The organism is Streptomyces sp. NPDC047525, from assembly GCF_040643025.1.
GTDB classification, from domain to species: Bacteria; Actinomycetota; Actinomycetes; order Streptomycetales; family Streptomycetaceae; genus Streptomyces; species Streptomyces durmitorensis.
Window position 1 is genome coordinate 135308 of the sequence record NZ_JBEYTL010000007.1, and the last position, 25264, is coordinate 160571.

A 25264-nucleotide genomic window follows, 5' to 3' on the forward strand; every position below is an offset into this window, starting at 1 on the left:
ATGGGGGGGCTGAACGGGAGGCTTGGTAAGGCTTGGCTAAGCGTAAGGGCGACCTTAATGCCCGCCACCCGGGCGTCGGACCTCTGCACAATGGCCCCATGACTGCACGCGCTCTGACGGTCGGCTTCGACCTCGACATGACCCTGATCGACTCCCGGCCCGGCATCAGGGAGGCCTACCTGGCCCTGTCCGCCGAGACCGGGACGCACATAGACGCCGACCTCGCGATCACCCGGCTCGGCCCTCCCCTGGAGGAGGAGCTGCGCAACTGGTTCCCCGAGGACCGGATCCAGGAGATGGGCGACCGCTACCGCGAGATCTATCCCACATACGCCATCGCCCCCACGCTCGCGATGCCCGGCGCCCCCGAGGCGGTCGCGGCCGTGCGCGCCCACGGCGGCCGGGCGATCGTGGTGACCGCCAAGCACGAGCCGAACGCGAAGCTCCACCTGGCGCACCTGGGCATCGAGGCGGACGCGGTGATCGGCTGGCTGTGGGCCGAGGCGAAGGCGGAGGCGCTGCGCGAGCACGACGCAGCGGTGTACGTCGGTGACCACACCGGTGATGTACGCGGGGCGCGTACGGCGGGCGCGCTCTCCGTCGCGGTGGCGACCGGGCCGTGCGACGCAGCTGAACTGCGCGCGGCGGGCGCGGACGTCGTGCTCACCGACCTGACGGAGTTCCCCGCCTGGCTCGACGCCTACGTGGCGGGCGGCGCCCTCAAGTAGCGGCTAAGTGGCCGCCGATTTGGCCTGGCGGCGCTGAACGGCGATACCGCGCAGCACTCCTGCCCCGGCGATGAGGAATCCGACGCCCATCAGCATGCACACCGCGTACGCGATGGACGGGAAGGGGTCGGTGCCGAGAAACAGCGGGGCCACCGTGACCAGAGTGGCCACGGCTCCGACGAAGAAAACGATTGCTCCGGTCCGGACCAGGCCATCGCCCGGTCCGGCGGAATTCGCTTGGGTTTTGTCACGCACCCCACCAGGGTAGTTCCCAGCGCGAAGGAAGAATCCGGGGACGTCTTGTCACCGGCTCCCGGACCAATAGTCTTGGTGCTGGCGGGTCGGGCGACCCGCTGTAGTGCTATCCAGAGCCGTTTTCCGCGGCATAGACGCGTACGACGACAAGTACGAGGACGAGGACTTCAGGTGCCTACCGGCAAGGTCAAGTGGTTCAACAGCGAGAAGGGCTTCGGCTTTCTCTCCCGCGATGACGGCGGCGACGTCTTCGTGCACTCCTCCGTACTGCCCGCAGGTGTCGACACACTCAAGCCCGGCCAGCGCGTCGAATTCGGCGTCGTCGCGGGCCAGCGCGGTGACCAGGCTCTTTCGGTGACGATCCTCGACCCGACGCCGTCCGTGGCGGCGGCCCAGCGGCGCAAGCCCGATGAACTGGCGTCCATCGTCCAGGACTTGACGACGCTCCTGGAGAACATCACGCCGATGCTGGAGAAGGGGCGCTACCCCGACAAGGCGTCGGGCGCGAAGATCGCGGGTCTGCTGCGTGCGGTGGCGGACCAGCTGGACGTGTAGTCGCCGGTCGGCTACCGGTCGTATGCGAGCGCATCCGGCGCGAGGGGCGGTACGAGCCCCTCCGCCGCCGCTCGCGTGAGCAGTCCGCGGATCGCCGCGTAGCCGTTCTCGCCCAGGTCGGCCGTGAACTCGTTCACGTACAGGCCGATGTGCTGGTCGGCGACGGCCGGATCCATCTCCTGCGCGTGCTCCTGCACATAGGGGCGCGAGGCCTCGGGGTCGTCCCAGGCCATGCGCACCGAGGTGCGGACGGCGTCCGCGAGCTGCCGCAGGCGCTCCGCTCCAAGGGACCGCTTGGCGATGATCGCGCCCAGCGGGATGGGCAGGCCGGTCGTGTTCTCCCAGTGCTCGCCCATGTCGGCGAGGCAGTTGAGGCCGTAGTTCTGGTACGTGAAGCGCGCCTCGTGGATGACGAGGCCCGCGTCGACCTTGCCGTCCCGCACCGCGGGCATGATCTGGTCGAAGGGCAGCACGACGATCTCGCCCACGCCGCCGGCCAGGGTGTCCGCGGCCCAGAGCCGGAACAGCAGGTAAGCCGTCGACTTCTCGCTCGGCACCGCGACCGTCTTGCCGGTCAGGTCGACCCCGGCCTCCCGGGTCAGGACCAGCGGCCCGCAGCCACGCCCGAGCGCGCCGCCGCAGGGCAGCAGCGCGTACTCGTCGAGGACGTAGGGCAGCACGGCGTACGACACCTTCAGTACGTCGAATTCGCACGAGCCGCGCTCGGCCAAGCCGTTCGTGATGTCGATGTCCGCGAACGTGACGTCGAGCGCGGGCGCGCCGGGCACCCGGCCGTGGGCCCAGGCGTCGAAGACGAACGTGTCGTTCGGGCAGGGGGAGTAAGCGATCTGCAGGGCGTTCGCGTCCTGCGCGGGGGATGCGGGCGATGCGGGCGATTCAGTCATGCCGGTTCCAACTCTCCAGTACGGGCGCGAATTTCCCGAACGCGTCCCCGAGCGCGCCGAGTGCCTCGCCGATCCGCCAGGCTCCGCGGTCCCGCGGTCCGACGGCGTTGGAGACCGCGCGTATCTCCAGGACGGGCAGTGCGTACGCGGCGGCGGCCTCGGCGACCCCGAACCCCTCCATCGCCTCGGCCAGCGCCCGCGGATGGCGGCGCCGCAGCTCGGCGGCGCGCTCGGCGGAGCCGGTCACGGTGGAGACGGTCAGGACGGTGCCGGTGCGGGCGCCGCAGGCGGCGGCCAGGTCCCGTACGAGGGACGGCGGCGGCCGGTGGGTGACGGCGCCGAACCCGAGCTCGGTGACGGGCAGGAAGCCGTCGGGCGTCTCGGCGCCCAGATCGGCCACGGTGATCTCGTCGGCGACGACGAGGGAGCCGATGGGCGCGTCGGGCTGGAAGCCGCCGCCGATCCCGGCGGAGACCACCAGGTCGTACGGGGCGCGCGCGAGGGCGGCCGCCGTGTGCGCCGCGGCGGCCGCGGGCCCGACGCCGACAGCGACGGCGTCGGCGTGCGGGGGCAGCAGGTCAGCCACCGCGTCCCGTTCGGCGGGGACCGCGGTGGCTACCAGCAGGCGGAGGGGAGACTGCAAGGGAGCGGTCAGGCGTCCTTCTTGAGCTTGAACGACCACAGGCCGGTCGCCTTCGCGGTGGAGCCCTTGCCGCCCTCGAGCAGGCTGACGGTGGTGGAGTTCGTGCCGCCGCCGTACTGCTGGTTGAAGAAGACGCTGCCGGGGATGACGACGTACGTCTTCTTGCTGGCCTCGGTGAGCGGCTGACCGTTCATCAGGAGCGTCCAGCCCTTCTCGGCGACCTCGGGGTCGACACCGAAGCGGACCTTCTCGTCGGGGTCGACCTTGATGGACTTGACGTCCGTGTCCTTGAGGCAGCCCTGCAGCTGGGACTGCTCGAGCTCCTTGCCGTCGTTGTAGCAGGAGGCCTCGGAGTTCACCGAGTTGCTGCCGACCGTGACGGTGGCGAGCGGCGTCGGCTTGTCGCAGGCCGACAGGACGAGGAGTCCGGCGGAGACAGCGCCAAGGGCGGCCACGGAACGGCGACGGCGCGCCGGGCTGTGAACGAGTGCGGCTCCGCCGCGGAGCAGGGAGGTCATGGGCGAAGGCTATCGGGCACCCCGTGCCGTCTCGCCACGTGGGGGTCGCGGCGTGCCGCTCCCGTCAATGTGGCGGGCTCATGCCACCCGGCGGCGGCGCGTCCCGCCGTGCCGGGCCGCCGAGAGCAGGCCCCGCGCGGTCGTCAGCCAGCCGAGGGCGACGATCGCCGCGGCCACCGAGAGCCCCAGTGACCCGACCAGCGGCAGGGCCATGCCGATTCCGCCGCCCACCACCCAGGCCACCTGAAGGATGGTCTCCGAGCGTGCGAAGGCGGAGGTCCGCACCTCTTCCGGCACGTCACGCTGGATCAGCGCGTCCAGGGACAGCTTCGACATGGCCTGCGCGAAGCCCGCCACCGCGCCGAGGCAGGCGACGCCCACCGCCCCGAAGAACACCGCCGCGGTGATGGCCACGCCGAGGACGACGGCGACGACGGTCACGATGATGACCTCCGGCGCCCGTGACTTCAGCCCGGCGCCGACGGCCGTGCCGAGCGCGTTCCCGACGCCCGCCGCGACGCCCACTATCCCCAGGGACACCGCGGCGCTCTGGCCGCCGAGGGGCTCCTCGCGCAGCAGGAAGGCGAGGAAGAAGATGAGGAACCCGGAGAGACAGCGCAGCGAGGCGTTGGCGGTGAGGGCGTGGGTGACGGCGGGTCCGACCGTACGCAGTCCGAGGCGCCGCTTCTTGGACGTGTCCGTCGCGGCTTCGGCGCGCGCGTGCAGGTGCAGATGCTCCTCGTCGGCCGCGAGGAGAGCCTTGTGCTCGCCCTTCGCCGAGTCCACCTTGGGCGGCAGCGAGAGGGAGAGGAACATCCCGACGATGAAGATCACAAAGGCGCCGTAGAGCGGCCAGCGCGGCCCGAGCGCCTGTAGCCCCGCGCCGACGGGAGCGGCGATGCCGGTCGCGAGGAGCCCGCCGAGCGTGACCCTGGAGTTGGCCTTGACCAGGGAGAAGCCCTTGGGCAGGAGTCTGGGCACCACGGCGCTGCGTACGACCCCGTAGGCCTTGGAGGCGACCAGGACGCCGAGGGCGGCGGGATAGAGCTCCAGGCTCCCCGTGATCACCGCCTCGGACAGCAGCAGGGCGAGCAGGGCGCGCGCCAGCATCGCGGCGGCCATCGCATAGCGGCGGCCGTGCGGGAGGCGGTCCAGGAGGGGGCCGATGACGGGGGCGAGGAGAGTGAAGGGCGCCATGGTGATGGCGAGATAGAGGGCGACGCGGCCGCGGGCCTCGTCCGTCGGGACGGAGAAGAACACGGTCGATGCGAGCGCGATGGTGATCATGACGTCGCCCGCGCCGTTCACGGCGTGCAGCTCGATGAGCTTGCCGAGCCCCGACTCGCCCGCGCCGTGCGCGTGCGTGGCCTTGCGGATGCCGCGGGCCGTGCCGGTGAAGGGCAGGTGCAGGGCGCGGCCGACCCAGCGGGCGGCCCGGCTCAGCACCGGGCCCTGTCCGCTGACTCCGTGGGACGACGACCTTGCGGCAGCCACTCCGCCATAGTGCCCCTTAAAGGGGGGCACTAGTGCGCATACGCTGCGGGGCAATCGGGCGGGGGCGCAGAATCCGCTGCGGGGCAATCGGGTGGGTGGGAGGGAAATCCGCCGCGAAGCGGCATCAGAGCGGGCCCCGGACAGAGGGGCGGGCACGCCGGTGTAGGCCCAGGGGCCAGGAGAAGGTAGCGTGCGTAGCGCGCCTGCGGCGGTTGTTCTTGGCCGCGCGCCTCTCGGTCATCCCGCAGAATGGATGACGTAGGTGCGCCCGAGGACGTTCGGGCGCGGACGTCGACGCGGCCCTCCGGTCCGCTCCGTCCGCACTCCCGCGTATGGGTGGCGCACTCGTGAGACGGCGTAATGGAGAAGCGATACCTGTGAGCGCAGCGACAACGCGAAGCCGTACCCCGCGTACCCCGCGTACTCCCGACCGCCTGTGCGCCGAGGCGGTGGGACTGGCCCGGGACGCGGCCGAAGAAGCCGCCGCGCCCGGTGTGGTCGGTGAGCACGTCGAGGCCGTGGTCGAGGGCGACCGCGTCGTCACGCACCTGTTCGAGTGCAAGGACTTCGGCTACCGGGGCTGGCGCTGGGCCGTGACGGTGGCCCGCGCCTCGCGCGCCAAGGTCGTCACGCTCGACGAGACGGTGCTGCTGCCCGGTCCTGACGCCCTGCTGGCCCCCGAGTGGGTGCCGTGGAGCGAGCGGCTGCGCCCCGGTGACATGGGCCCGGGGGACCTGCTGCCCACGGACGCGGAGGATCTGCGTCTGGAGCCCGGTTACTCGGGCGAGGAGGAGCCGCCGCCGAACTCCGTGTTCTCGGAGGAGATGGCGGAGCTGGTCGAGGCGGAGGACGCCGAGATCGCCGCGGAGCCGTCCGCCGAGGTGCCGGCGGCGCCCGCGCGTGGCTCGATCGCCGCGATCGCCGACGAGCTGGGCATGCGCAGGGCGCGCGTCCTGTCCCGGTACGGCCTGCATGCCGCGGCCGACCGCTGGGAGGAGTCGCACGGCGCGAAGACGGCGATGGCGCAGGCGGCGCCCGCGTCCTGTGTCAGCTGTGGCTTCCTTGCCCCGATCGGCGGATCGCTCGGTCAGGCGTTCGGTGTGTGCGGGAATGAGTTCGGTCCGGCGGACGGGCACGTCGTGTCCCTCGCGTACGGCTGCGGTGGCCACTCGGAGGCTGCCGTGATGCCGAAGCCGTCGCGGCCTGCCGCGCCCGTCCTCGACGAGACCCGGGTGGACGTCCTGCCGCTGCGGCCCGCGCCGGACTCGGGGTCGGTGCCGTTGGAGGGGGCCGCGGAGGAACTGGGCCACAGCTGAGCTCTGGGCTCGCGCTGGGGGTGGCTGTCTTTTGCTGCCTGCGGCTCGGTGGGTCTTTTCTCCCGCGCTCCCACCCGTTTGCCCCGTAGCGATAGGGAAACCCCAGGACGCGGTACCGTTCGCCCCGCGAACCAAGCGAGGGAGACGACACCGTGAGCAAGACCGTGCGGCCGGCGGCCGAGGGTACTGACCCGTTCGGCACGGCACGGCTCCGGCGGGGGGTCCTCGACGCCTGGGCGGCCAGTCCTGCCCGGTTCCGGGAGGACGCCAACGCCGAGGAGGACCTCGCCCTCGGGGGCTACCGTGACCGGCTGATCGTCGAGCTCGCCCAGAACGCCGCCGACGCCGCGGCCCGCGCCGGAGCCCCGGGCCGTCTTGCCCTCACCCTCCGGGACGGAGTGCTCGCCGCCGCCAACAACGGCACCCCCCTCGACGCCACCGGCGTCGAGTCCCTCTCCACCCTCCGCGCCTCCGCCAAGCGCGAGGAGCAGAACAACGGTGCCGTCGGGCGGTTCGGCGTCGGCTTCGCCGCCGTGCTCGCGGTCTCCGACGAGCCCGCCCTCGTCGGACGTACCGGCGGCGTCCGCTGGTCCCTGAGCGAGGCCCGTGAACTCGCCGCCGACACCTCCCGGTTCAGCCCCGGCCTCGGGGACGAGGTCCGCAGGCGTGACGGGCACGTGCCGCTGCTGCGGCTGCCTTTCGCCGCCGAAGGGACCGCCCCGGACGGGTACGACACCGTCGTCATCCTGCCCCTGCGCGACGCCGCCGCCGAAGATCTCGTCGTGCGGCTGCTCGACGGCATCGATGACGCTCTTCTTCTTGCCCTTCCCGGGCTCGAGGAAGTCGTCGTCCAGGTCGGGGACCAGGCTCCCCGCACCCTCCGCCGCACCGCCGAACCCGGCTATGTGGATGTCTTCGACAGCCGTGACGATGACGGTGACGGTGGCACTCGCTGGCGCATCGTCAGCAGGCAAGGCTCCCTGGAGCAGGGCCTCCTCGCCGACCGGCCCGTCGAAGAGCGGCTGCGGCCCCACTGGTCCGTCACCTGGGCCGTGCCCACCGACCGCGAAGGCGCCCCGAAGCCGCCCCGCAGCGCCCCCGTCCTGCACGCGCCGACCCCCAGTGACGAGCCGCTCGGGGTGCCCGCCCTGCTCATCGCCTCGTTCCCGCTCGACACCACCCGGCGGCACGCGGCGCCCGGACCCCTCACCGACTTCCTCGTGCAGCGCGCGGCCGACGCGTACGCCGAACTCCTCGCCGACTGGCGGCCCGTCGGGGAAGGCATCATCAGCCTCGTCCCCGGCCCGCTCGGCAAGAGCGAGCTCGACGGCGCGCTGCGCCAGGCCATCCTGGACCGGCTGCCCCGCACGGCTTTCCTGCCTCCCGCGGTCGAGGCCGTCCCGCAACAGGACCCCGACGTACCCGAGTGGGAGGTCCCCGTCGCGCTGCGGCCGCGTGACGCGGAGGTCGTGGAGGGCGCGGGCGCCGACACCGTACGCGTGCTCGCCGATGTCCTGCCCAGCCTGCTGCCCGCGGGACTTGAGCGGCGGGCCGAGCTGCGCACCCTCGGTGTCGCCCGCGTCGCGCTGACCGAGGCGATCGACCGCCTCGCGGGTCTGGAGCGGGAGCCGGGCTGGTGGCGGCGGCTCTACGACGCCCTCGCCGGTGTCGACCCCGACCGCCTGACCGGGCTTCCCGTCCCGCTCGCCGACGGACGCACCACCATCGGGCCCCGCCAGGTCCTCCTGCCCGTCACCGGCGACGACAGCGACCCCGCCGCCCTCGTCAGGCTCGGCCTGAAGGTCGCGCACCCCGATGCCGTGCATCCCCTCCTGGAGAAGCTCGGCGCCCTGCCCGCCACGCCCCGCGCCGTCCTGACGACTCCTCAGGTCCGTGCCGCCGTCGCCGCGTCCCTCGACGACGACACGTGGGACGAGGACGCCGTGGACGCCGAGGAGCTGGCGGACATCGTGCTCTCGCTCGTCCGCGACGCGAACCTCGCGCCCGGCGACGAGCCCTGGCTCGGCGCGCTCGCCCTCCCCGACGACGAGGACGGCGACCTCGCTCCCGCCGGGGAACTCGTCTTCCCCGGCAGCCCGTTCGCCCAGATCATGAGCGAGGACGAACTCGCCACGGTGGACGCCGATCTCGCCGAGCGCTGGGGCGAGCAGCCGCTTGCCGCATGCGGTGTGCTCGCCACGTTCGCGCTGGTCCGCGCCACGGACATCGTGCTCGACCCGGACGAACTGGAGCCGCGCGACGGCGACTTCGCCGAGCCCGACGACGCCGGTCTGCTCGACGCGGTCGACGTGTGGTGCGAGGACGTGCTCGACCGGCTTCCGGAGACGCCCGTTCCGCCGGTCGCGACCGAGATCATCGCCGTACGGGACCTTGATCTGGTCGACGAGGACTGCTGGCCGCAGGCCCTGGCGATGCTCTCGCGCCCGCCGCTGCGGGACGCGCTGACGCAGCCGCTGCGGATCCTGCTGCCGGACGGCACGACGGAGACCGTCCGCTCGTACACGGCCTGGTGGCTGCGCGGGAACCCCGTCCTCGGCGGCCGCCGTCCCGCCGGTCTTCGGGCCTCGGGCAGTGACCCGCTGCTCGAAGGTCTCTACGACGCGGCCGACGCCTCCGGGTTCGACGACGAGCAGGTGCTGCGCGCACTCGGCGTCCGTACGTCGGTCGCCGCCCTCCTGGAGGAGCCCGGCGGCGCCGCCGAGCTGCTCGACCGGCTCGCGGACCCGGAGAGGACCGTTTCGGCGGCCCAACTGCACGCGCTGTACGGCGCCCTGGCCGATCTGGACCCGGAGCAGGTGACGCTGCCGGACGAGGTGCGGGCCGTCGTGGACGGCGAGGTCGTGGTCGTCGACGTGGCGGACGCGGTCGTCGCCGACGCCCCTGACCTGCTCCCGTTGACCGAGGGCGTGGCCCTGCTGCCCGTGGCGCCCCGCAAGGCGCGCGACCTGGCCGAGCTGTTCCAGGTGCGCAGGCTGAGCGAGACGGCGGCCGTGGAGCCCGCGGGGGAGGGGGCCGAGCATCCGGTGCCGGATTCGGTGCGGATCCTGCTCGGGGCGGCGACCCCGGAGACGTACATCGAGCACGAGGAACTGATCGCGGGCGGCGTCGAGCTCGACTGGCGCCGGACGCCGGACGGCACGATTCACGCCGCCACGCTGGAGGGTGTCGCCGCCGGGCTCGCCTGGGCCGCGGGTCAGTGGCCGCGCCGCTTCGAGGTCGCGGCGCTGCTCGAAGATCCCTCCCGGACCGACGAGCTGGAGCGGGACCGCTGGTTCGACTGAGGAGCGGGGAGCGGACCGCTCGCTTGACGACCGGCTTCCGGTGAACGCTGCCGGAAGCCCCCGCTCCCCTTCCCGGTCACAAAATCTTCACTTCCCGTACAACCGGCGGGGCGGGTCGTGGGTCTGATCTTCCGAGTCAACAGACTCCTAGATCACTGGGCTCCGCGTGACAACCCCCATACACCGCGGTGCCCCCTTCCCACCTGGGGAAACACATGCGCATCCGTGCCACCGTGGCCGCACTGACCGGCACCCTGGCCCTTTCCGCTCTCGTCGTTCCCGTCGCCCAGGCTGCCGACGAGCCGAACGCCCCGAAGTTCGCGCCCTTCAAGGCCAACGCCCCTGCCGACGAGGTTGTAGGCGACACCAAGATCACGAAGGTCGCCGTCAACGGTGGCAAGAGCATCGTGGTCGGCACCACCGAGAAGAAGAAGTTCACCGTCGCCATCACGGCGACCGACCCCGAGGGCATCTACGACGCCGATGCCATGCTGTGGCACGGCTCGGACATCGAGAGCGACATCGACGGTCTGCTCTTCTCCGATGAGGACGGGGCCACCTGCAAGGTCGTCGACGCGACCACCTCCACCTGCACGGTCAACGTCACGGTCGACCCGAAGCTCGACCTCTACAGCAACATCCTGGCCGGCAAGTGGAAGGTGTCGGCGAACGCGATCGGCAACGACGGCGACTACGTCATCAAGGACACGTTCGGCTACGCCGGCATCCAGCGCAACGCCCGCCTCACCACCAACGCCTCCCCGGAGCCCATCAAGAAGGGCAAGACCCTTAACGTCACCGGCGCCCTGACCCGCGCCAACTGGGAGACCTCGAAGTACGCGGGCTACACGAAGCAGTCCGTGCAGCTCCAGTACAAGAAGAAGGGTGCGACCTCCTACTCCACCCTGAAGACCGTCACGTCCGACTCCAAGGGCAACCTGAAGACGACCGTGAAGGCCTCCGCGGACGGCTACTTCCGCTATGTCTTCGCGGGTACGTCCACGACCCCGGCCGTCACGTCGACGAGCGACTTCGTGGACGTCAACTAGTAGTCCACCAGCGCCTACGCCGGAAAGCGGCGGCCCACCCAGCGGAAGATGACCTCGATGACCAGTGAGGCCACCGCCGCGATGGCGACCGCCGCCCACGGCATCGTCGTGCCGACCAGCTTCAGCTGGAAGAAGTCCTGAAGCCACGGCACGGTGAGCACCAGCAGGAAGCCGAGACCCATCGTGCCGATCAGCCCGATCCGCCACCACGTGTAGGGGCGGGCGATGATCGCGAGCACCCACATGGCGATCAGGAACAGCGCAAGGGTGGCCGCGCTGGTCTCGGCTTCCCGTGCTCCCGCGCCCGCGTAGTGGTGGCGCGCCAGGAGGTACGTACAGAAGGTGGCGACGCCCGCGACGACACCGCCCGGGATCGCGTACCGCATGACCCTTCGTACGAAGTGGGGCTTGGCCCGCTCCTTGTTGGGCGCGAGGGCGAGGAAGAAGGCCGGGACGCCGATCGTCAGGGTCGAGAGCAGCGTGAGGTGGCGCGGCAGGAACAGGTACTCCACCTGCGAGCAGACCACGAGCAGCGCGATGACGACCGAGTAGACGGTCTTCACCAGGAACAGCGTCGCCACGCGCGTGATGTTGCCGATGACCCGGCGGCCCTCCGCGACCACCGAGGGCAGCGTCGCGAAGCTGTTGTTCAGGAGCACGATCTGGGCGACCGCACGCGTCGCCTCCGAGCCGGAGCCCATCGAGACGCCGATGTCGGCGTCCTTCAGGGCGAGGACGTCGTTCACGCCGTCGCCCGTCATCGCGACCGTGTGGCCGCGTGACTGGAGGGCGCCCACCATGTCGCGCTTCTGCTGCGGGGTGACGCGCCCGAAGACGGAGTTGGCGTCCAGGGCCTCGGCCATCTCGCCCTGTTCCGTGGGCAGCCTGCGGGCGTCCACGGTGTTCTCCGCGCCCGGCAGGCCCAGCTTTCCGGCTACCGCGCTCACCGAGACCGCGTTGTCGCCGGAGATGACCTTGGCGCTGACGTCCTGCTCCTCGAAGTACCGCAGGGTGTCGGCGGCGTCCGGGCGAAGCCGCTGCTCCAGGACGACCAGGGCGGTGGCGCGGGCCCCGGCGGCCACGTCCGGATCGTCCAGTTCACCGGCGGCACGGGCCAGGAGCAGCACGCGCAGGCCCTGCTGGTTGAGGTCCTCGATCTCGGCGAGGGACGGGTCGCCGTCGGGCAGCAGCACATCGGGGGCGCCGAGCAGCCACGTCGAGCTGTTGCCGTCGCCCTCGCTGAAGGAGGCGCCGCTGTACTTGCGGGCCGAGGAGAAGGGCAGCGACTCCGTGCAGCGCCACTCCTCGCTGTCGGGGTACGCGTCGATGATGGCCTGGAGCGACGCGTTCGGCCGCGGGTCGGACTCGCCGAGGGCGCCGAGGACCCTGCGTACGTACGTCTCGTCCGAGCCGTTCAGCGGGCGCAGCTCGGTGACGTCCATGCCGCCCTCGGTGAGGGTGCCGGTCTTGTCGAGGCAGACCGTGTCGACGCGGGCGAGGCCCTCGATCGCGGGGAGCTCCTGGACCAGGCACTGCTGGCGGCCCAGGCGGATCACGCCGATCGCGAAGGCGACCGAGGTGAGGAGCACGAGCCCCTCCGGGATCATGGGGACGATCCCGCCGACGGTGTAGGCGATGGACTCCTTGAAGTTGTCGTCCTTCACGACGAGCTGGCTGATGATGAGGCCGATCGAGGTCGGGATCATCAGCCACGTCACGTACTTGAGGATCGTGGAGATGCCGCTGCGCAGCTCGGAGTGGACGAGCGTGAAGCGGCTCGCCTCCTCGGCGAGCTGCGCCGCGTACGCCTCGCGGCCGACCTTCGTGGCGGTGAACGCGCCGCCGCCCGCGACCACGAACGAGCCCGACATCATCCGGTCGCCGGGCTTCTTGATGACCGGGTCGGCCTCACCGGTCAGGAGCGACTCGTCGACCTCCAGGCTGTCGGTCTCGACCGCCTCGCCGTCCACGACGATCTTGTCGCCGGGCCCCAGCTCCACCAGGTCGCCGAGGACGATCTCGGAGGTGGAGATCTCCGCGGCCACGCCGTCGCGCCGCACGGTGGGTTTGGCCTCGCCGATGACCGCGAGTCCGTCCAGGGTCTTCTTGGCGCGCAGCTCCTGGATGATGCCGATGCCCGTGTTGGCGATGATCACGAAGCCGAAGAGGCTGTCCTGGATCGGCGCGACGAAGAGCATGATCACCCAGAGCACGCCGATGATCGCGTTGAAGCGGGTGAAGACGTTCGCCCGGACGATCTCGGTCGTGGACCGTGAACTGCGGATGGGTACGTCGTTGACCTCGCCGCGTGCGACCCGCTCGGCGACCTCGGCGGGCGTAAGACCCGTCGCGCGTCCGGTGGGTGGCGCCACCGGGTGGACCGGGTCGAGCTCGGCGCCCGCGTCGATATGCGTCATGGCATCGACGGTACGGGCGGGATGGGGGGTTCACCCCTTGAGTGGCCCAAAGATCCGACCACGGTAGGACATGGACCGTCCCGTGGTTGTACGCGCGCCTTCCCGCGCGAGGGGCTACTCGGAGGCGGCCGCGGCCTTGCTCTGCGCGTCCCGCTTGATCGCGGCGTCGCGGCCCCGCACGTACCAGATGCCGATCAGGCCGAGGCCGGCTCCGGCGAGGCAGGTCCACACCCACCAGGTGGCGTCGCGGTCGTCGAACCAGCCGTAGAACGGCAGCTGCACCAGGAAGAGGACGAACCAGAGGATCGTGCCGCCCGTGATGGTGGCGACGACGGGGCCCTCCAGGGGCTCCGGCGCGTCGTGCTTTGGGGTCCACTTCTCCATGCGCACAGCTTACGAGTACGCGGGGCGGGGTCCCGCGGGGGCTTGTGCGGCCGGACGCCACAAGGGTCTACGCGCGGAGATAGCGAATTCCCTCTCATGTATTCATACTGAAACGGCTCGTTAATGGCTGATTGTTTTCGTAAGAACAAACAAATCGATCAATACTCGCCACTTAACGATCTTCCCCTTCTCTGAGTCCACGAGGTCCCGCATGCCTTCCTCGGCCACAGCCCCGGTCGACGCCAAACCGCCGATGCCCCCGCAGGGTGGCATCGACGGTTTCTTCAAGATCACTGAACGGGGCTCGACCCTGGTCAGGGAAGTCCGCGGCGGCTTCGCCACCTTCTTCGCGATGGCCTACATCATCGTGCTGAACCCGATCATCCTGGGCAGCGCGAAGGACATGTACGGACACCAGCTCGACAACGGCCAGCTGGTGACCGCGACCGCACTGGTCGCCGCCTTCACCACGCTGCTCATGGGCGTCATCGGCAACGTCCCGATCGCCCTCGCCGCCGGTCTCGGCGTCAACACCGTGGTCGCCCTCCAGCTCGCGCCGCGCATGTCGTGGCCCGACGCGATGGGCATGGTCGTCCTCGCGGGCTTCGTCGTGATGCTGCTCGTGGCGACCGGCCTGCGGGAGCGCGTGATGAACGCCGTGCCGCTGAGCCTGCGCAAGGGCATCGCGATCGGCATCGGCCTCTTCATCATGCTGATCGGCCTCGTCGACTCCGGCTTCGTCTCGCGCATCCCGGACGCCGCGCACACCACGGTGCCGCTCCAGCTGGGCGGCGACGGACACCTCAACGGCTGGCCCGTCCTCGTCTTCGTCCTCGGCGCGCTGCTCACGCTCTGCCTGCTCGTGCGCAAGGTGCCCGGCGCGATCCTCATCAGCATCGTCGTCATGACGATCGTCGCGATGGTCATCAACGCGGTCGCGACGGTGCCCTCCTGGGGCCTGACGACGCCCGAGTGGCCCGGCAACCCGGTCGCGACGCCGGACTTCGGCCTCGTCGGTCAGGTCAGCCTGTTCGGCGGCTTCGACAAGGTCGGCCTCCTCACCGGCATCCTCTTCGTCTTCACCGTGCTCCTGTCCTGCTTCTTCGACGCCATGGGCACGATCATGGGCATCGGCGACGAGGCCAAGCTGACCGACGCGAGCGGCAACATGCCCGGCATGAACAAGGTCCTGTTCGTCGACGGCATCGCGGTCGCCGCCGGCGGCGCCTCGTCCTCGTCGGCCACCACCTGCTTCGTGGAGTCCACGGCGGGCGTCGGCGAAGGCGCCCGTACGGGCTTCGCCAACATCGTCACCGGCGGTCTCTTCGCCGTGGCGCTGTTCCTCACGCCCATCGCGACGATGGTCCCGTCGCAGGCGGCCACGCCCGCGCTGCTCGCGGTCGGCTTCCTGATCCTGTCCGGTTCGATCACCCAGATCGACTGGACCGACTTCACCGTCGCGATCCCGGCGTTCCTGACGATGATGATGATGCCGTTCACGTACTCGATCACGAACGGCATCGGCATCGGCTTCATCAGCTTCACCGTGCTGCGCCTCGCCGCGGGCCGCGGCCGTGAGGTGCCGGTCGCGATGTACGTCGTGGCGGCCGTCTTCGGCTTCTACTACCTGATGCCGGCGCTGGGTCTCACGTAACCCCTCCGGTCCTGCGTGCGTACATACGGGGCGGCCGTCAGGCCGCCCCGTAGAACTTTTCCGTCGCTTCGACGGCGCTCTGGAAGCGCTCGTCGAAGTCGTCCCTGATGAGCGTCCCGACCACGTAGTCCTGGACGCTCATTCCCCGTTTGGCGGCGTGCTGCCGGAGCCGGTCCAGCAGCTCCCCGTCTATTCGCAGGCTGAGCACTGTCGATCCCATGCGTGCCAGGGTCCCTGCCGCTCGGCGGGCCGTGTCTCACTTTCCGAAGTCACCTCACTCATATGGGTGACGAAAGGGTTCTGTGGCGCGTGATGAGGGAATCGAGTGGTCTTTAGTTAGAGTAATGAGTTACTCTAACGAACATGCCGGACCTCTCCCATGGTGACGACGCCGCCGCCGTGAATTCCCTGCGCTCCGCCGTGATGCGCCTGTCCCGTCGACTCAAGCACCAGCGGGTCGACGAGTCGCTGAGCCCCACCGAAATGTCGGTGCTCGGCACCCTCGCCCGCTGCGGCCACGCCACCCCCGGTGAGCTGGCCCGCAAGGAACACGTGCAGCCGCCGTCGATGACCCGCATCGTCGCGCTGCTCGAAGCCAAGGGTCTCGTCCGGCTCGAGCCGCACCCCGAGGACCGCCGCCAGAAGGTGGTGACCCAGACGGAGACGGCCGAGGCCATGCTCGAGGAGAGCCGCCGCAAGCGGAACGCCTGGCTGGCCGGCCTGGCCGAGCACCTCGACGAGGACGAGTGGGCGCGACTGCGCGCCGCCGCCCCCGTCCTGGAGAAGCTCGCCCATCTGTAGACAGCGCACGAGGCAGGCCCCGGCCGCCGCCGTGCCACACGACGCCAAGGAGGCGAACCCACTTTGAGTACGGGATCCGGAGCAGACTCCGCCCCCGCACCAACCGCCCTCGACAAGTCCCCCGCCGCCAAGTCGTCGATGTTCAGCTCGCTGAAAATCCGCAACTACCGGCTCTTCGCCTCCGGCGCCGTTGTCTCCAACACCGGCACATGGATGGCGCGCATCACCCAGGACTGGCTGGTCCTGAGCCTCACGGGATCCTCGGCCGCGGTCGGCATCACCACCGCGATGCAGTTCCTGCCGATGCTCCTGTTCGGCCTGTACGGCGGCGTCATCGCCGACCGCTTCGCCAAGCGCAAGCTGCTCTTCTGCACCCAGGGCGCGATGAGCATCAGCGGCCTGTTCCTCGCCACGCTCACCCTGACCGGCAACGTCCAGGTCTGGCACGTCTACCTCGCGGCCTTCTTCACGGGCCTCGTCACGGTCGTCGACAACCCGACCCGGCAGTCCTTCGTGTCCGAGATGGTGGGACCCGACCAGGTCCGCAACGCCGTCTCGCTGAACTCGGCGAACTTCCAGTCCGCGCGCCTCATCGGCCCCGCCGTGGCCAGTGGTCTCACCGCGGCCGTGGGCCCCGGCTGGGCGTTCCTCGCCAACGGCCTGTCCTTCCTCGCGCCGCTCACCGGCCTGCTCCTGATGCGCACGAGCGAGCTGCACCACACCCCGCGCAAGCCGCGCGGCAAGGGGCAGCTGAGGGAAGGCCTGAACTACGTCTCCAAGCACCCCGAGCTGATCTGGCCGATCGTCCTCGTCGGCTTCATCGGCACCTTCGGGTTCAACTTCCCGATCTGGCTGAGCGCCTTCGCGGACGACATCTTCCACGGCGGAGTGGGGATGTACGGGCTCTTCAACACCCTGATGGCGATCGGCTCCCTGGCCGGAGCGCTGCTCGCCGCGCGCCGCGGCACCTCGCGTCTGCGGCTGCTCGCCGGGGCCGCGATCGCCTTCGGTGTGCTCCAGATCGTGGCCGCGTTCGCGCCCGAGCTGTGGATGTTCGTCGCCCTGATCGTCCCGATCGGCATCCTCGGCCTGACGGTGAACGTCACCGCCAACTCCTCGGTCCAGATGGCCACGGACCCGGAGATGCGCGGCCGCGTCATGTCCCTCTTCATGATGGTCTTCACCGGCGGTACGCCGCTGGGCGGCCCGCTCTTCGGCTGGCTCGCCGACGCGTACGGAGTGCGCCTCAGCATGGCTGCCGGTGGCCTCATCTGCGCCGTGGCCGCGGTCGGCGTCGGCCTGATGCTGGCCCGCGCCGCGAACCTGCGGCTGAAGGTGGATCTGCGGCGCGGGCAGCAGCACGTGCAGTTCGTGCCGCGCGAGCAGCTGGCGACGGCGGCGTGAGCCCTTCGCCGGTCGGTGGCTACACCCGCCGGGCCAGGATCTGGCCCGGCCAGGTGCCGTCCTGCTCGACGAAGGCCTCGGTCCGCGTGAAGCCGTTGCGCTCGTAGTACGCGACGAGCTTGCCGTCACCGCCCGCGTAGCAGTCGACCCGGAGCAGGGAGATCCCCTGGCTCCGGGTTTCTGCTGCCGCGTGCGCGAGCAGGGCGGAGCCCGCGCCGGAGCCGTGCCGGGCGGTCAGTAGATGGATGTACTGCTCGGGCTCGTCCACCGGCGCGATGTACGCCCCGGGCCCGTCGGTCAGGGTGAGCGTGCCGGCCGGCTCCCCGTCGATCTCCGCGATCCAGGCGGATCCGGTGGTCAGGTACTTCTCGACCAGGGCGACGGTCTTCGGGTTGGTCGACCAGGGCTTGTCGCCCCACTGCCCGGTGCGCCCCTGCGAGACGAGCCAGGCGACGGCGTCGTCGAAGAGGGCGAGGACGGTGGGGATGTCGGCGGGGCCGGCGGGGCGGATGGTTATGTGATCCATGCGGCCATCCTCGCCCAGGGTCTTTCAGCCCGTCCGGCGTTTGAGGACGAACTCGGCGGAGCCGGTGATGACGGCCACCAAGGCCCCCGCGCCGAGCGGCCCGCGGCGGAGCCGCCCATAGATGCGGCTGGGAAGGGGCGGGGTTGGGGAAGAACCCCGCCGGAGGCGAGACTCCCCTCATGAGACTCTTCGCGGCGGTGCTGCCGCCGGATGCCGCAGCGGACGAACTGACCCACGCGGTGGACAAGTTGAAGCCCCTGCCGGGCGCCGAAGACCTCCGCTGGACGCTCCGCGAGAGCTGGCACTTCACGCTCGCCTTCATGTCCGAGGTACCGGACGAGACGCTGCCGGAGCTCTCCACCCGCCTGGAGCGCGCCGCGCACCGCACCGCTCCCTTCGCCCTCTCCCTCCGGGGCTCGGGCCACTTCGGCGACCGAGCCCTGTGGGCCGGGGCAGCGGGCGACGTGGACACCCTCCGCCTCCTCGCCCAGCGGGCGGACGCCGCGGCCCGCAGGTCCGGCATCACCATGGAGGAGCACCGCCGCTACCGCCCGCACCTGACGCTGGCCCGCGGCCACGGGGAGCCGTCCCTGCGCCCGTACGTCGACGCCCTCGCGAACTTCACGGGTGAGGAGTGGACCGTGGCCGAGCTGACCCTCGTACGGAGCAATCTGCCCAGGAGCGGGGTGCCGGGGGAGCGGCCCCGCTATGAGGTGGTCGGTCGATGGCCACTGGGCGGAGCCGGTTAACCTCGACTACGTGGACCCGAAAACCAGGAACCGGATCATGGCCGGTGTGCTCGTAGTGATGTTCGTCGTGGTGGCCGTGGCGGCCGCGGTCGGCCAGTGAAGTGAGGCGATGACCGCGGCCGCGTAGAGCTACTACCAGGCGAAGGACTCCGGCGAGGGGCCCGGCCCCGGGAAGATCTCGTCCAGGGCGCCGAGCAGCTCGTCCGAGAGGTCGAGCTCGACCGCGCGCAGAGCGCTGGTGAGCTGCTCCGACGTGCGCGGACCGACGATCGGCCCGGTGATGCCGGGCCGGGTGAGCAGCCAGGCGAGCGCCACTTCGCCCGGCTCGAGGCCGTGCTTGTCGAGCAGGTCCTCGTACGCCTGGACCTGCGCGCGCACCTCGGGCTTGGCGAGCTCGGAGGCGGCCCGGCCGCTGGTGCGCCGCGAGCCCTCGCCCTCCTTCTTGAGCACGCCGCCGAGCAGTCCGCTGTGCAGCGGCGACCACGGGATGACGCCGAGGCCGTAGTCCTGGGCGGCCGGGATCACCTCCATCTCGGCGCTGCGCTCGGCGAGGTTGTAGAGGCACTGCTCGCTGACGAGGCCGTAGCTGCCGCGGCGCTTGGCGATCTCGTTGGCCTGGGCGATCTTGTACCCGGGGAAGTTTGATGAACCCGCGTAAAGGATTTTGCCCTGCGTGATGAGGGTGTCGATCGCCTGCCAGATCTCCTCGAAGGGAGTGCGGCGGTCGATGTGGTGGAACTGGTAGATGTCGATGTAGTCGGTCTGCAGCCGCTTGAGCGAAGCCTCGACGGAGCGGCGGATGTTGACCGCCGAGAGCAGATCGTGGTTGGGCCAGGCCGGCTTCCCGTCGAGGGCCATGTTCCCGTACATCTTGGTGGCGAGAACGGTCTTGTCGCGCCGCTCGCCGCCCTGCGTGAACCAGGTGCCGATGATCTCCTCGGTGCGGCCCTTGTTCTCGTCCCACCCGTAGACATTGGCTGTGTCGAAGTAGTTGATGCCCGCGTCGAGCGCGGCGTCCATGATCGTGTGACTGTCGGGCTCGTTCGTCAGCGGCCCGAAGTTCATGGTCCCGAGCGCGAGTCGGCTGACCTTGAGTCCTGTGCGTCCCAGCTGCGTGTACTTCATGAAGGTCTAGCCAACGGGGTGAAGTGGACTCTAGGCAAGGGAGTTGGGGCGGCCAAGGTCATTCTCGGGGGAAAGCGCCGGGGCAAGGTCACGAGCCGCCCAGCCAGCCCGCCGCGTCCAGGCGGAACGCGTCCGGCGGTACGACCGCGCGCAGGTCGTCCTCCATCGCGTGCAGGCGCCGCGCGCCCAGTTGCTTCGACCACTCCGTGTGCAGCTCCTCGAAGATCGCCGCCGAGCGGCGCAGCATGTCGATGCCGTGCGGGGTGAGGCGGATCAGCTTGCGGCGGGCGTCTGCCGGGTCGTCGGTGCGTTCCGCGTAGCCGAGGGTGATGAGGCGGTCGATCGTCTTGCCCGCGGCCTGCTTGGAGACGCCGAGGCGGCGGCCGACCTCGCTGGCGCTCGCGCCCCGTAGGCCGATCGCCTGCATCGCGAAGCCGTGGGCCGGGCGTGCGTCGGGGTGGCCCTGGCGGGCCAGCTCGGCGTGGAGCCGGTCGATGAGCGTGCGGAACCCGCCGAAGAGGAGCAGCGGCAGCTCGTAGCCGCGCCCGTCGCTCTCCGGGGGCGCACCCTGATCCGGCGCATCACCCTTGCGGGAATCGACAACCTGGTTTACCTTTTTTTCGTCAACCACGTTGTCCATCGTAGGGGGTACGTCTTGTTTGCCGAGCACACCGTGGAAACCGCGCCCGCGGAGTCCCGCGCCGCGATGGAGCGCACCGCCGCCGCCTTCGGGAAGACGCCGAGCGCGGTGGCGCGGCTCGCCGAGTCGCCCGAACTGCTCAACGGCTTCCTGGAGTTGAGTGCGTCCTTCGAGCGGACGACGCTGGAGCCGGTGGCCCGCGAGGTCGTCGTCATGACCGTGGCCGTACGCAACGACTGCCACATCTGCGTGACCATCCACACCGGCAAGCTGCGGAAGCTGGGCGCGGAGGCCGAGGTGATCGCCGCGTTGCGTGAGGGGCGGGCGCTGGGTGATGAACGGCTGGAGGCGGTACGGCAGTTTACGCTGGAGGTGCTCGCGACCGCGGGCGGCGTCGGCGACGAGGAGCTGAAGAGGTTCCTCGCGGCGGGTCATACGGAGCGCAATGCCCTGGAGGTCGTGATGGGGATCGGTACGTACACGATGTCGACGCTGGCGAACCGGCTGACGCGCGCCACGTGAGACGCCCCGGGGGCGAGGGTGACGCACAGGCGGTTCACAGCGCACCCCGAGGGAACGCACCGGAACCGGGCCTAGCGTCGTGGCCATGGCAGCAGAAAGCGATCTCAACAGGCGCAAGGTCCTGGTCCTCGGCGGTGCTCCCACCGGGGCTCCGCCCAGCGGCGCCCCGTCGAAGTCGTAGGGGAGCCGGGGGCCGTGGGTCTTTCCGGAGCGTACGACGACGAACGGCTCGCGAGGGCGGCCGTTCGGGCGCTTGTCGCCGAGGCCGAGCTGGTGCCGAGGGCCGGGGCCGTCCGGGAGGACGTCACCGCGGTGCGGTGGGCGGCGCAGGCGCTGCGGCCCGGCTTCGCCGCGATGGCGGCCGCCGCCCGCAGGAACGCGGAGCCCACGCAGGAGCTGCGCGAGGAACTCGGCTTCATCGGCCGCTCGACGGAGCGTTCCATGCTGCGGGCCACCGGCGGGGTGAACACGCACAAGGGCGCCATCTGGGCCATGGGCCTGCTGGTGGCCGCGACGGCGCTGCGGCAACCCTCTGCCCCCATAGGCGAGTTGACCGATACCGCCAAACACCTGGCCACCCATCGCGACCGCTCGGCGCCGCGCCTCCCCTCTCCGGGCTCGACGGTCTCCGCGCGGTACGGGGCGGCGGGGGCGCGGGGTGAGGCGCGGGCCGGATTCCCGCATGTGCGGCGGGCGTTGGCGGCTCTGCGCGGGGGTACGGGCCGACCGGATGTCCTCATCTCCCTCATGAGCACGCTTCAGGACACCGGGATCCTGTACGCGGCGGGACCGCACGGACTGCGCGCGGTCCAGGCCGGGGCGCGGGAGATCCTCGACGCGGGCGGCACGACGGCACCCGACGGCGCCGCTGCCCTCGCGTCACTCGACGCCGGACTTCGCCGGAGGAACCTCCGCCCGCGAGGCAGCGCCGCGCTGCTGGCGTGCGGCATCTTCCTCGACGACGTGGCGTCGACGTGGCCTGCCAAGGAGCGGGCCACGGTGGCGGGTTCGGGAGGGTCCGGCGGCCGGGCTCTCACCTCCGGTACATGACCCGCCGCAGCGCCACCTCCACCGGCCCCCGCCGCCCCGCCCGCTCCATCGCGTACGCCCCGGCCACCGTCACCAGCCACACCGCCACCGCGAACAGCGCCATGGTCGCGCTCGTCAGATGTGCGCCGAGGCCGAGGCCCCAGGCGGCGAGGACCGGGGCGAAGAGCAGGGAGTGGGCGAGGTAGCAGGAGAGGGAGCGCTTGCCGACGGCGGAGATGGCCGTGACCGCCCTGGATCCCCTGCGGGACTTCCGCCGCGTCCACCAGTGGACGAACAACGCAACAGCCGCCACATATCCGAGACCCGCCGCGTTCCCCGTGACGTCCCGCAGCAGGGTCAGCACCCCGCCCTCGCTCTGCGCATCGTCAGGGACGGTGATCGCCCCGACGTGGGCCAGCGCCGCGGGCAGCGCGCCCAGCCACCCCACCGTGATGCCGATCGCGGCGGTCCGGCGCAGCAGGGGCAAGTGGCGCCCCGGCTCCTCCAGTACGCCCTTGCGCGCCGCCCAGAAGCCGAGCAGGAAGATCACGTACACGCCGCCCACCAGCGACAGCGGAGCCGCCGCGAAGGTGACGAACAGGCCGCTCGTGAAGCGGGTCCCCGCCGCCGTCAGCCAGTTCCCCTCACCCGCCGCGTACGCGTCCGCCCCCGGCTCCGCGCCCGCGTCGCCCATCGTCCCCAACTCGCCCGACAGCAAGGCGGATACGACGGGCTCGGCGGCGAGCAGCAGAAGCTGGGCGGTGGCGATCCAGATCCACCACTTCAGCGCGCGGTCGCTGCGCCGCAGGAAGAGCCAGCCCAGGGCGAGGCTGATGATCCCGTAGAAGCCGACGATGTCCCCGGCCATCAGCAGTGTGGCGTGCAGCAGCCCGATGGCGATCAGGCAGAGACTGCGCCGGCGCAGCACCCGCACCGCCTCGCGTTCCGAGGTCCCGGCAGCCGTCTGCCGCAGGAAGAGCTGCATCATCCCGTACCCGAAGAGGAACGCGAAGAGCGGATAGATGCGCAGGTCAAGGACGGTGATCATGGTGAACTGCACGGCGTGATCGACCCACCCGCCGTCCACCGGCTGCCACCCGGAAGGACCGTGCCGGGCCGCGCTCAGGTGGAACGCGGTGTTGGACAGGACGATGAACAGCAGCATGAGCCCACGCGCGAGATCGGGTGCGAGAGCCCGCTCTCCAGGGAGTACGCCCGTACGGCGGGGCACGGTCCGCGCGGGACCGGGTGGGGCTTCGTCAGTGCTCTCGACCGTCATGCCTGAACGCTAGGAAGACGGCCCCGGGGCGGACATCCGTCTTCCGGCTGCCCGCGGCAGCCGAAGGGATACGGACCACGTCCCGCTCGTGCGACTTAGGACGGCGCGAGGACGGCGCGGGGGCGCCGCGAGGGCGCCGCGTCAGGGGTGTCAGTCCGCCGATCGCAGCAGGTACGCCACCGCGGCGCCGACGCCGAGGACGGCGCACGCGCCGACGGAGACGGACCGGGCGGTGTCGCCGAAGCCGAGCAGGACGGCGAAGCCGAAGCCGACGGCGATGCCGATGATGGTGAAGCCCGTGTAGGTCCAGACGACTCGCTGGAGCCTGCGCTCCTGGTGATTCATGCGGGCGATCATGCCGTATCGCCGTGCGGAGCACCCCCGTTGGGGAGATGTTGGCGCCCTCCGTGATGATGCCGTTCATGACCAAGAAGAAGATCGTCCGTTCCCTCGGTGTCGTTGCCGCCGCCGCGGGTCTCGTGGCGTTGAGCAATCCGGCGTATGCCGCGGGGGATGTCTACAAGGGCACCGGATGGCGGATCCTGTCCGGGCAGGGGATCCAGTCCCTCAGCCCTGATCCGTACGTCATCAAGATCGTGAAGCCCACCGCTTCCAGCAAGATGACCGCCGCCCAGGCCAGGACCGCCGAGTCCCAGCTGCGCGCGCAGCTGAAGAAGAGCGCCGCCCAGCTGACCTCGGTCACGGGGACCAAGTTCACGGTGGCCGCCGGATATCAGAAGAAGGTGACGGCCTGCTCCACCGCGCCGCGGCACGTCATCGCCGTCGGGATGGACCACCGGCCCTTCATGCCCGGCCACAAGCCCGGCACGTCGCAGGCCCACCCCTGCTCGGCCAGCGGCAACAAGAGCGCCTGGGGCGGGTGGATATGGATGGACAGCGAGTACTGGAACGGTGACTGGCACATCACTCCGTACCGCCTCCAGAACCTCATCAGCCATGAGCTCGGGCACTCCATCGGGCTCGACCACGCCAACGTGGACGGCCCGGACGCCAACACCACCGCCGACCGCTACGAATGCGTCACCAACAGCAGCAAGGACCTGCCGGTGCTGTGCTCCCCCAACGGCGGCCACGCCATGGGCAAGGGCGGCAGCGAGACCCGAGGCAAGAAGTACGCAGGGCAGTACACGAAGTGGGACATCGCCGGGCTCAAGGCCCTGAAGGCCAACTTCAGCCGGTAGGCGACAGCTCGACCGCAGGCAGGGGGAGGGGCCGGGGCGTCGGAGCGTACGGCGCCCCGAGCCCCCACGCCTGGTGCATCGCGTCCGCGAACGCCGCCGCCAGCTTGTGCTCGCCGCTCTCGCCCGGGTGCGTCCCGTCGTACGTGTCGACGTCGATGTCGTACGACGGCGGCGCCGACGCCAGGAGCAGCGGGGACGCGCCCGTGTCCAGGTCCGCCACCGCCTTCGCGAGGAGCACGTTGAACCGCGACACCTCGGCCGCGAACGGGGCGTCCGTCCGGGCCCGGATGTTCGGGATCACCGGGAGCAGGACGAGCCGGATGCGGGGGTTCGCCGCGCGGGCCTGGGCCACGAAGCGGCGCATGTTCTGCGCGGTCTGCTCCGCGTTCGTGTAGAAGCCCAGGTCGATCAGGCCGAGCGAGATCAGCAGGACGTCGGCGCCGTCCCGCCGCACCGCGTCCGCGATCTGCGGCGCCATGTGCAGCCAGCCCTCGCCCCAGCCCGCGAAGTGGTGGCGCGGGAAGGCCGGGTCCGTGCAGGCGTAGTCGTACGAGACCGGCTCGCCGGAGACCTTGTCGTGCAGCGCCCTGCGCGGGCCGACCACGGCGAAATCCGTGTCGCCGAGCGTGGCAAGCAAGTGCTGCCACATCCGGTGGCGCCAGGTGTGTTCCCCCGCGCTGCCGATCGTCATCGAGTCACCGACGAACATGAACCTGAGCATCCGCTCATCATCCAGGATCAAGGCCCCGGCCTGCGATGTGAGGCTG

Annotated in this window: 26 protein-coding genes; 12 read left to right on the top strand and 14 right to left on the bottom strand. The window is 70.7% G+C overall.

Annotated features, from left to right (window positions below; all coding sequences use genetic code 11):
- The first annotated feature begins 98 nt into the window (after positions 1–98).
- Positions 99–728, top strand: coding sequence for an HAD hydrolase-like protein (locus ABZ833_RS21580; RefSeq protein ID WP_361048989.1), 630 nt, complete (start codon positions 99–101; stop codon positions 726–728).
- Positions 729–731: 3 nt separating this feature from the next.
- On the opposite strand, the gene ABZ833_RS21585 is transcribed toward ABZ833_RS21580, so the two are convergent.
- Positions 732–983 carry a hypothetical protein gene (locus ABZ833_RS21585; protein WP_361048991.1) on the bottom strand — a complete coding sequence of 84 codons (252 nt, stop codon included), beginning with the start codon at positions 981–983 and terminating at the stop codon, positions 732–734.
- A gap of 171 nt (positions 984–1154) precedes the next feature.
- On the opposite strand from ABZ833_RS21585, the gene ABZ833_RS21590 reads away from it, so the two are divergent.
- Complete coding sequence (locus tag ABZ833_RS21590; RefSeq protein WP_055701393.1) at positions 1155–1538, top strand: cold-shock protein; 384 nt, start codon at positions 1155–1157, stop codon at positions 1536–1538.
- An 11-nt stretch (positions 1539–1549) separates the two neighbouring features.
- Here the strand turns inward: ABZ833_RS21590 and ABZ833_RS21595 are convergent, their stop codons facing one another.
- From ABZ833_RS21595 to ABZ833_RS21610, 4 genes are all read right to left on the bottom strand, one after another.
- Positions 1550–2443 carry a 1,4-dihydroxy-6-naphthoate synthase gene (locus ABZ833_RS21595; protein WP_361048993.1) on the bottom strand — a complete coding sequence of 298 codons (894 nt, stop codon included), beginning with the start codon at positions 2441–2443 and terminating at the stop codon, positions 1550–1552.
- Complete coding sequence (locus ABZ833_RS21600) at positions 2436–3125, bottom strand: futalosine hydrolase (protein WP_361048995.1); 690 nt, start codon at positions 3123–3125, stop codon at positions 2436–2438. The genes ABZ833_RS21595 and ABZ833_RS21600 overlap by 8 nt, the downstream gene beginning before the upstream one ends.
- On the bottom strand, positions 3095–3604 hold the full coding sequence (locus ABZ833_RS21605) for a DUF2771 domain-containing protein (protein WP_361048997.1): 510 nt from the start codon (positions 3602–3604) through the stop codon (positions 3095–3097). The genes ABZ833_RS21600 and ABZ833_RS21605 overlap by 31 nt, the downstream gene beginning before the upstream one ends.
- A 78-nt stretch (positions 3605–3682) precedes the next feature.
- The gene (locus ABZ833_RS21610) at positions 3683–5050 is read right to left on the bottom strand and encodes an MFS transporter (protein WP_361049649.1); all 1368 of its coding nucleotides are present in this window, start codon (positions 5048–5050) and stop codon (positions 3683–3685) included.
- 425 nt (positions 5051–5475) lie between these two features.
- Between ABZ833_RS21610 and ABZ833_RS21615 the strand changes: the two genes are divergently transcribed.
- The 3 genes from ABZ833_RS21615 (at position 5476) to ABZ833_RS21625 (ending at position 10765) form a co-directional block, all read left to right on the top strand.
- Positions 5476–6414: a DUF3027 domain-containing protein gene (locus ABZ833_RS21615; RefSeq protein WP_361048999.1), complete on the top strand. Its 939-nt coding sequence runs from the start codon at positions 5476–5478 to the stop codon at positions 6412–6414.
- 152 nt (positions 6415–6566) lie between these two features.
- Entirely contained in the window at positions 6567–9716 is a 3150-nt protein-coding gene (locus tag ABZ833_RS21620) for a molecular chaperone Hsp90 (RefSeq protein ID WP_361049001.1), read from the top strand.
- Positions 9717–9931: 215 nt separating this feature from the next.
- Entirely contained in the window at positions 9932–10765 is an 834-nt protein-coding gene (locus ABZ833_RS21625; protein WP_361049003.1) for a DUF5707 domain-containing protein, read from the top strand.
- A 14-nt stretch (positions 10766–10779) separates the two neighbouring features.
- Here ABZ833_RS21625 and ABZ833_RS21630 read toward each other — a convergent pair whose 3' ends face one another.
- Complete coding sequence (locus ABZ833_RS21630; RefSeq protein ID WP_361049005.1) at positions 10780–13182, bottom strand: cation-translocating P-type ATPase; 2403 nt, start codon at positions 13180–13182, stop codon at positions 10780–10782.
- Between the two features lie 114 nt (positions 13183–13296).
- Positions 13297–13566 (bottom strand): DUF2530 domain-containing protein, encoded by a 270-nt coding sequence (locus tag ABZ833_RS21635; RefSeq protein WP_249589246.1) that lies wholly within the window; start codon positions 13564–13566, stop codon positions 13297–13299.
- 211 nt (positions 13567–13777) lie between these two features.
- Here ABZ833_RS21635 and ABZ833_RS21640 point away from each other — a divergent pair, with 211 nt between their 5' ends.
- Positions 13778–15220, top strand: a complete 1443-nt coding sequence (locus ABZ833_RS21640; RefSeq protein ID WP_361049007.1) for an NCS2 family permease — start codon at positions 13778–13780, stop codon at positions 15218–15220.
- 37 nt (positions 15221–15257) lie between these two features.
- Here the strand turns inward: ABZ833_RS21640 and ABZ833_RS21645 are convergent, their stop codons facing one another.
- A complete protein-coding gene (locus tag ABZ833_RS21645; RefSeq protein ID WP_361049009.1) occupies positions 15258–15440 on the bottom strand; it encodes a ribbon-helix-helix protein, CopG family in 183 nt (60 codons plus the stop codon).
- Between the two features lie 143 nt (positions 15441–15583).
- Here ABZ833_RS21645 and ABZ833_RS21650 point away from each other — a divergent pair, with 143 nt between their 5' ends.
- A complete protein-coding gene (locus ABZ833_RS21650) occupies positions 15584–16021 on the top strand; it encodes a MarR family transcriptional regulator (RefSeq protein WP_249589249.1) in 438 nt (145 codons plus the stop codon).
- A 63-nt stretch (positions 16022–16084) separates the two neighbouring features.
- Positions 16085–17425, top strand: a complete 1341-nt coding sequence (locus ABZ833_RS21655) for an MFS transporter (RefSeq protein ID WP_361049011.1) — start codon at positions 16085–16087, stop codon at positions 17423–17425.
- A 19-nt stretch (positions 17426–17444) separates the two neighbouring features.
- Here the strand turns inward: ABZ833_RS21655 and ABZ833_RS21660 are convergent, their stop codons facing one another.
- Positions 17445–17951, bottom strand: a complete 507-nt coding sequence (locus ABZ833_RS21660) for a GNAT family N-acetyltransferase (protein ID WP_361049013.1) — start codon at positions 17949–17951, stop codon at positions 17445–17447.
- Between the two features lie 179 nt (positions 17952–18130).
- Here ABZ833_RS21660 and thpR point away from each other — a divergent pair, with 179 nt between their 5' ends.
- Positions 18131–18700 (top strand): RNA 2',3'-cyclic phosphodiesterase, encoded by a 570-nt coding sequence (thpR, locus tag ABZ833_RS21665; RefSeq protein ID WP_361049015.1) that lies wholly within the window; start codon positions 18131–18133, stop codon positions 18698–18700.
- A gap of 132 nt (positions 18701–18832) precedes the next feature.
- On the opposite strand, the gene ABZ833_RS21670 is transcribed toward thpR, so the two are convergent.
- Together ABZ833_RS21670 and ABZ833_RS21675 are read right to left on the bottom strand one after the other, a co-directional pair.
- The gene (locus ABZ833_RS21670; RefSeq protein WP_361049017.1) at positions 18833–19825 is read right to left on the bottom strand and encodes an aldo/keto reductase; all 993 of its coding nucleotides are present in this window, start codon (positions 19823–19825) and stop codon (positions 18833–18835) included.
- A gap of 88 nt (positions 19826–19913) precedes the next feature.
- Positions 19914–20465, bottom strand: coding sequence for a MarR family transcriptional regulator (locus ABZ833_RS21675; RefSeq protein WP_361049019.1), 552 nt, complete (start codon positions 20463–20465; stop codon positions 19914–19916).
- A gap of 15 nt (positions 20466–20480) precedes the next feature.
- Between ABZ833_RS21675 and ABZ833_RS21680 the strand changes: the two genes are divergently transcribed.
- The gene (locus ABZ833_RS21680) at positions 20481–20987 is read left to right on the top strand and encodes a carboxymuconolactone decarboxylase family protein (RefSeq protein WP_361049021.1); all 507 of its coding nucleotides are present in this window, start codon (positions 20481–20483) and stop codon (positions 20985–20987) included.
- A 195-nt stretch (positions 20988–21182) separates the two neighbouring features.
- Entirely contained in the window at positions 21183–22037 is an 855-nt protein-coding gene (locus tag ABZ833_RS21685; RefSeq protein ID WP_361049023.1) for a triphosphoribosyl-dephospho-CoA synthase, read from the top strand.
- Here the strand turns inward: ABZ833_RS21685 and ABZ833_RS21690 are convergent.
- Together ABZ833_RS21690 and ABZ833_RS21695 are read right to left on the bottom strand one after the other, a co-directional pair.
- Positions 22021–23295 carry a DUF418 domain-containing protein gene (locus tag ABZ833_RS21690; protein ID WP_361049025.1) on the bottom strand — a complete coding sequence of 425 codons (1275 nt, stop codon included), beginning with the start codon at positions 23293–23295 and terminating at the stop codon, positions 22021–22023. The genes ABZ833_RS21685 and ABZ833_RS21690 overlap by 17 nt on opposite strands.
- A 150-nt stretch (positions 23296–23445) precedes the next feature.
- Positions 23446–23640: a hypothetical protein gene (locus tag ABZ833_RS21695; protein WP_361049027.1), complete on the bottom strand. Its 195-nt coding sequence runs from the start codon at positions 23638–23640 to the stop codon at positions 23446–23448.
- 77 nt (positions 23641–23717) lie between these two features.
- On the opposite strand from ABZ833_RS21695, the gene ABZ833_RS21700 reads away from it, so the two are divergent.
- Entirely contained in the window at positions 23718–24497 is a 780-nt protein-coding gene (locus ABZ833_RS21700; RefSeq protein ID WP_361049029.1) for a hypothetical protein, read from the top strand.
- On the opposite strand, the gene ABZ833_RS21705 is transcribed toward ABZ833_RS21700, so the two are convergent.
- Complete coding sequence (locus ABZ833_RS21705) at positions 24487–25218, bottom strand: GDSL-type esterase/lipase family protein (RefSeq protein WP_361049031.1); 732 nt, start codon at positions 25216–25218, stop codon at positions 24487–24489. The two genes, ABZ833_RS21700 and ABZ833_RS21705, sit on opposite strands and share 11 nt — an antisense overlap.
- Between the last annotated feature and the right edge of the window lie 46 nt (positions 25219–25264).

Excerpts from the sequence above, each read along its gene's own strand:
- ABZ833_RS21695 (WP_361049027.1), bottom strand. The coding sequence starts at position 23,640 with ATGAATCACCAGGAGCGCAGGCTCCAGCGAGTCGTCTGGACCTACACG.
- ABZ833_RS21595 (WP_361048993.1), bottom strand. The coding sequence starts at position 2,443 with ATGACTGAATCGCCCGCATCGCCCGCATCCCCCGCGCAGGACGCGAAC.
- ABZ833_RS21675 (WP_361049019.1), bottom strand. The coding sequence starts at position 20,465 with ATGGACAACGTGGTTGACGAAAAAAAGGTAAACCAGGTTGTCGATTCC.
- ABZ833_RS21690 (WP_361049025.1), bottom strand. The coding sequence starts at position 23,295 with ATGACGGTCGAGAGCACTGACGAAGCCCCACCCGGTCCCGCGCGGACC.
- ABZ833_RS21580 (WP_361048989.1), top strand. The coding sequence starts at position 99 with ATGACTGCACGCGCTCTGACGGTCGGCTTCGACCTCGACATGACCCTG.
- ABZ833_RS21605 (WP_361048997.1), bottom strand. The coding sequence starts at position 3,604 with ATGACCTCCCTGCTCCGCGGCGGAGCCGCACTCGTTCACAGCCCGGCG.
- thpR (WP_361049015.1), top strand. The coding sequence starts at position 18,131 with ATGAGACTCTTCGCGGCGGTGCTGCCGCCGGATGCCGCAGCGGACGAA.
- ABZ833_RS21630 (WP_361049005.1), bottom strand. The coding sequence starts at position 13,182 with ATGACGCATATCGACGCGGGCGCCGAGCTCGACCCGGTCCACCCGGTG.
- ABZ833_RS21660 (WP_361049013.1), bottom strand. The coding sequence starts at position 17,951 with ATGGATCACATAACCATCCGCCCCGCCGGCCCCGCCGACATCCCCACC.
- ABZ833_RS21625 (WP_361049003.1), top strand. The coding sequence starts at position 9,932 with ATGCGCATCCGTGCCACCGTGGCCGCACTGACCGGCACCCTGGCCCTT.
- ABZ833_RS21650 (WP_249589249.1), top strand. The coding sequence starts at position 15,584 with ATGCCGGACCTCTCCCATGGTGACGACGCCGCCGCCGTGAATTCCCTG.
- ABZ833_RS21670 (WP_361049017.1), bottom strand. The coding sequence starts at position 19,825 with ATGAAGTACACGCAGCTGGGACGCACAGGACTCAAGGTCAGCCGACTC.
- ABZ833_RS21700 (WP_361049029.1), top strand. The coding sequence starts at position 23,718 with ATGACCAAGAAGAAGATCGTCCGTTCCCTCGGTGTCGTTGCCGCCGCC.
- ABZ833_RS21635 (WP_249589246.1), bottom strand. The coding sequence starts at position 13,566 with ATGGAGAAGTGGACCCCAAAGCACGACGCGCCGGAGCCCCTGGAGGGC.
- ABZ833_RS21645 (WP_361049009.1), bottom strand. The coding sequence starts at position 15,440 with ATGGGATCGACAGTGCTCAGCCTGCGAATAGACGGGGAGCTGCTGGAC.
- ABZ833_RS21705 (WP_361049031.1), bottom strand. The coding sequence starts at position 25,218 with ATGCTCAGGTTCATGTTCGTCGGTGACTCGATGACGATCGGCAGCGCG.
- ABZ833_RS21640 (WP_361049007.1), top strand. The coding sequence starts at position 13,778 with ATGCCTTCCTCGGCCACAGCCCCGGTCGACGCCAAACCGCCGATGCCC.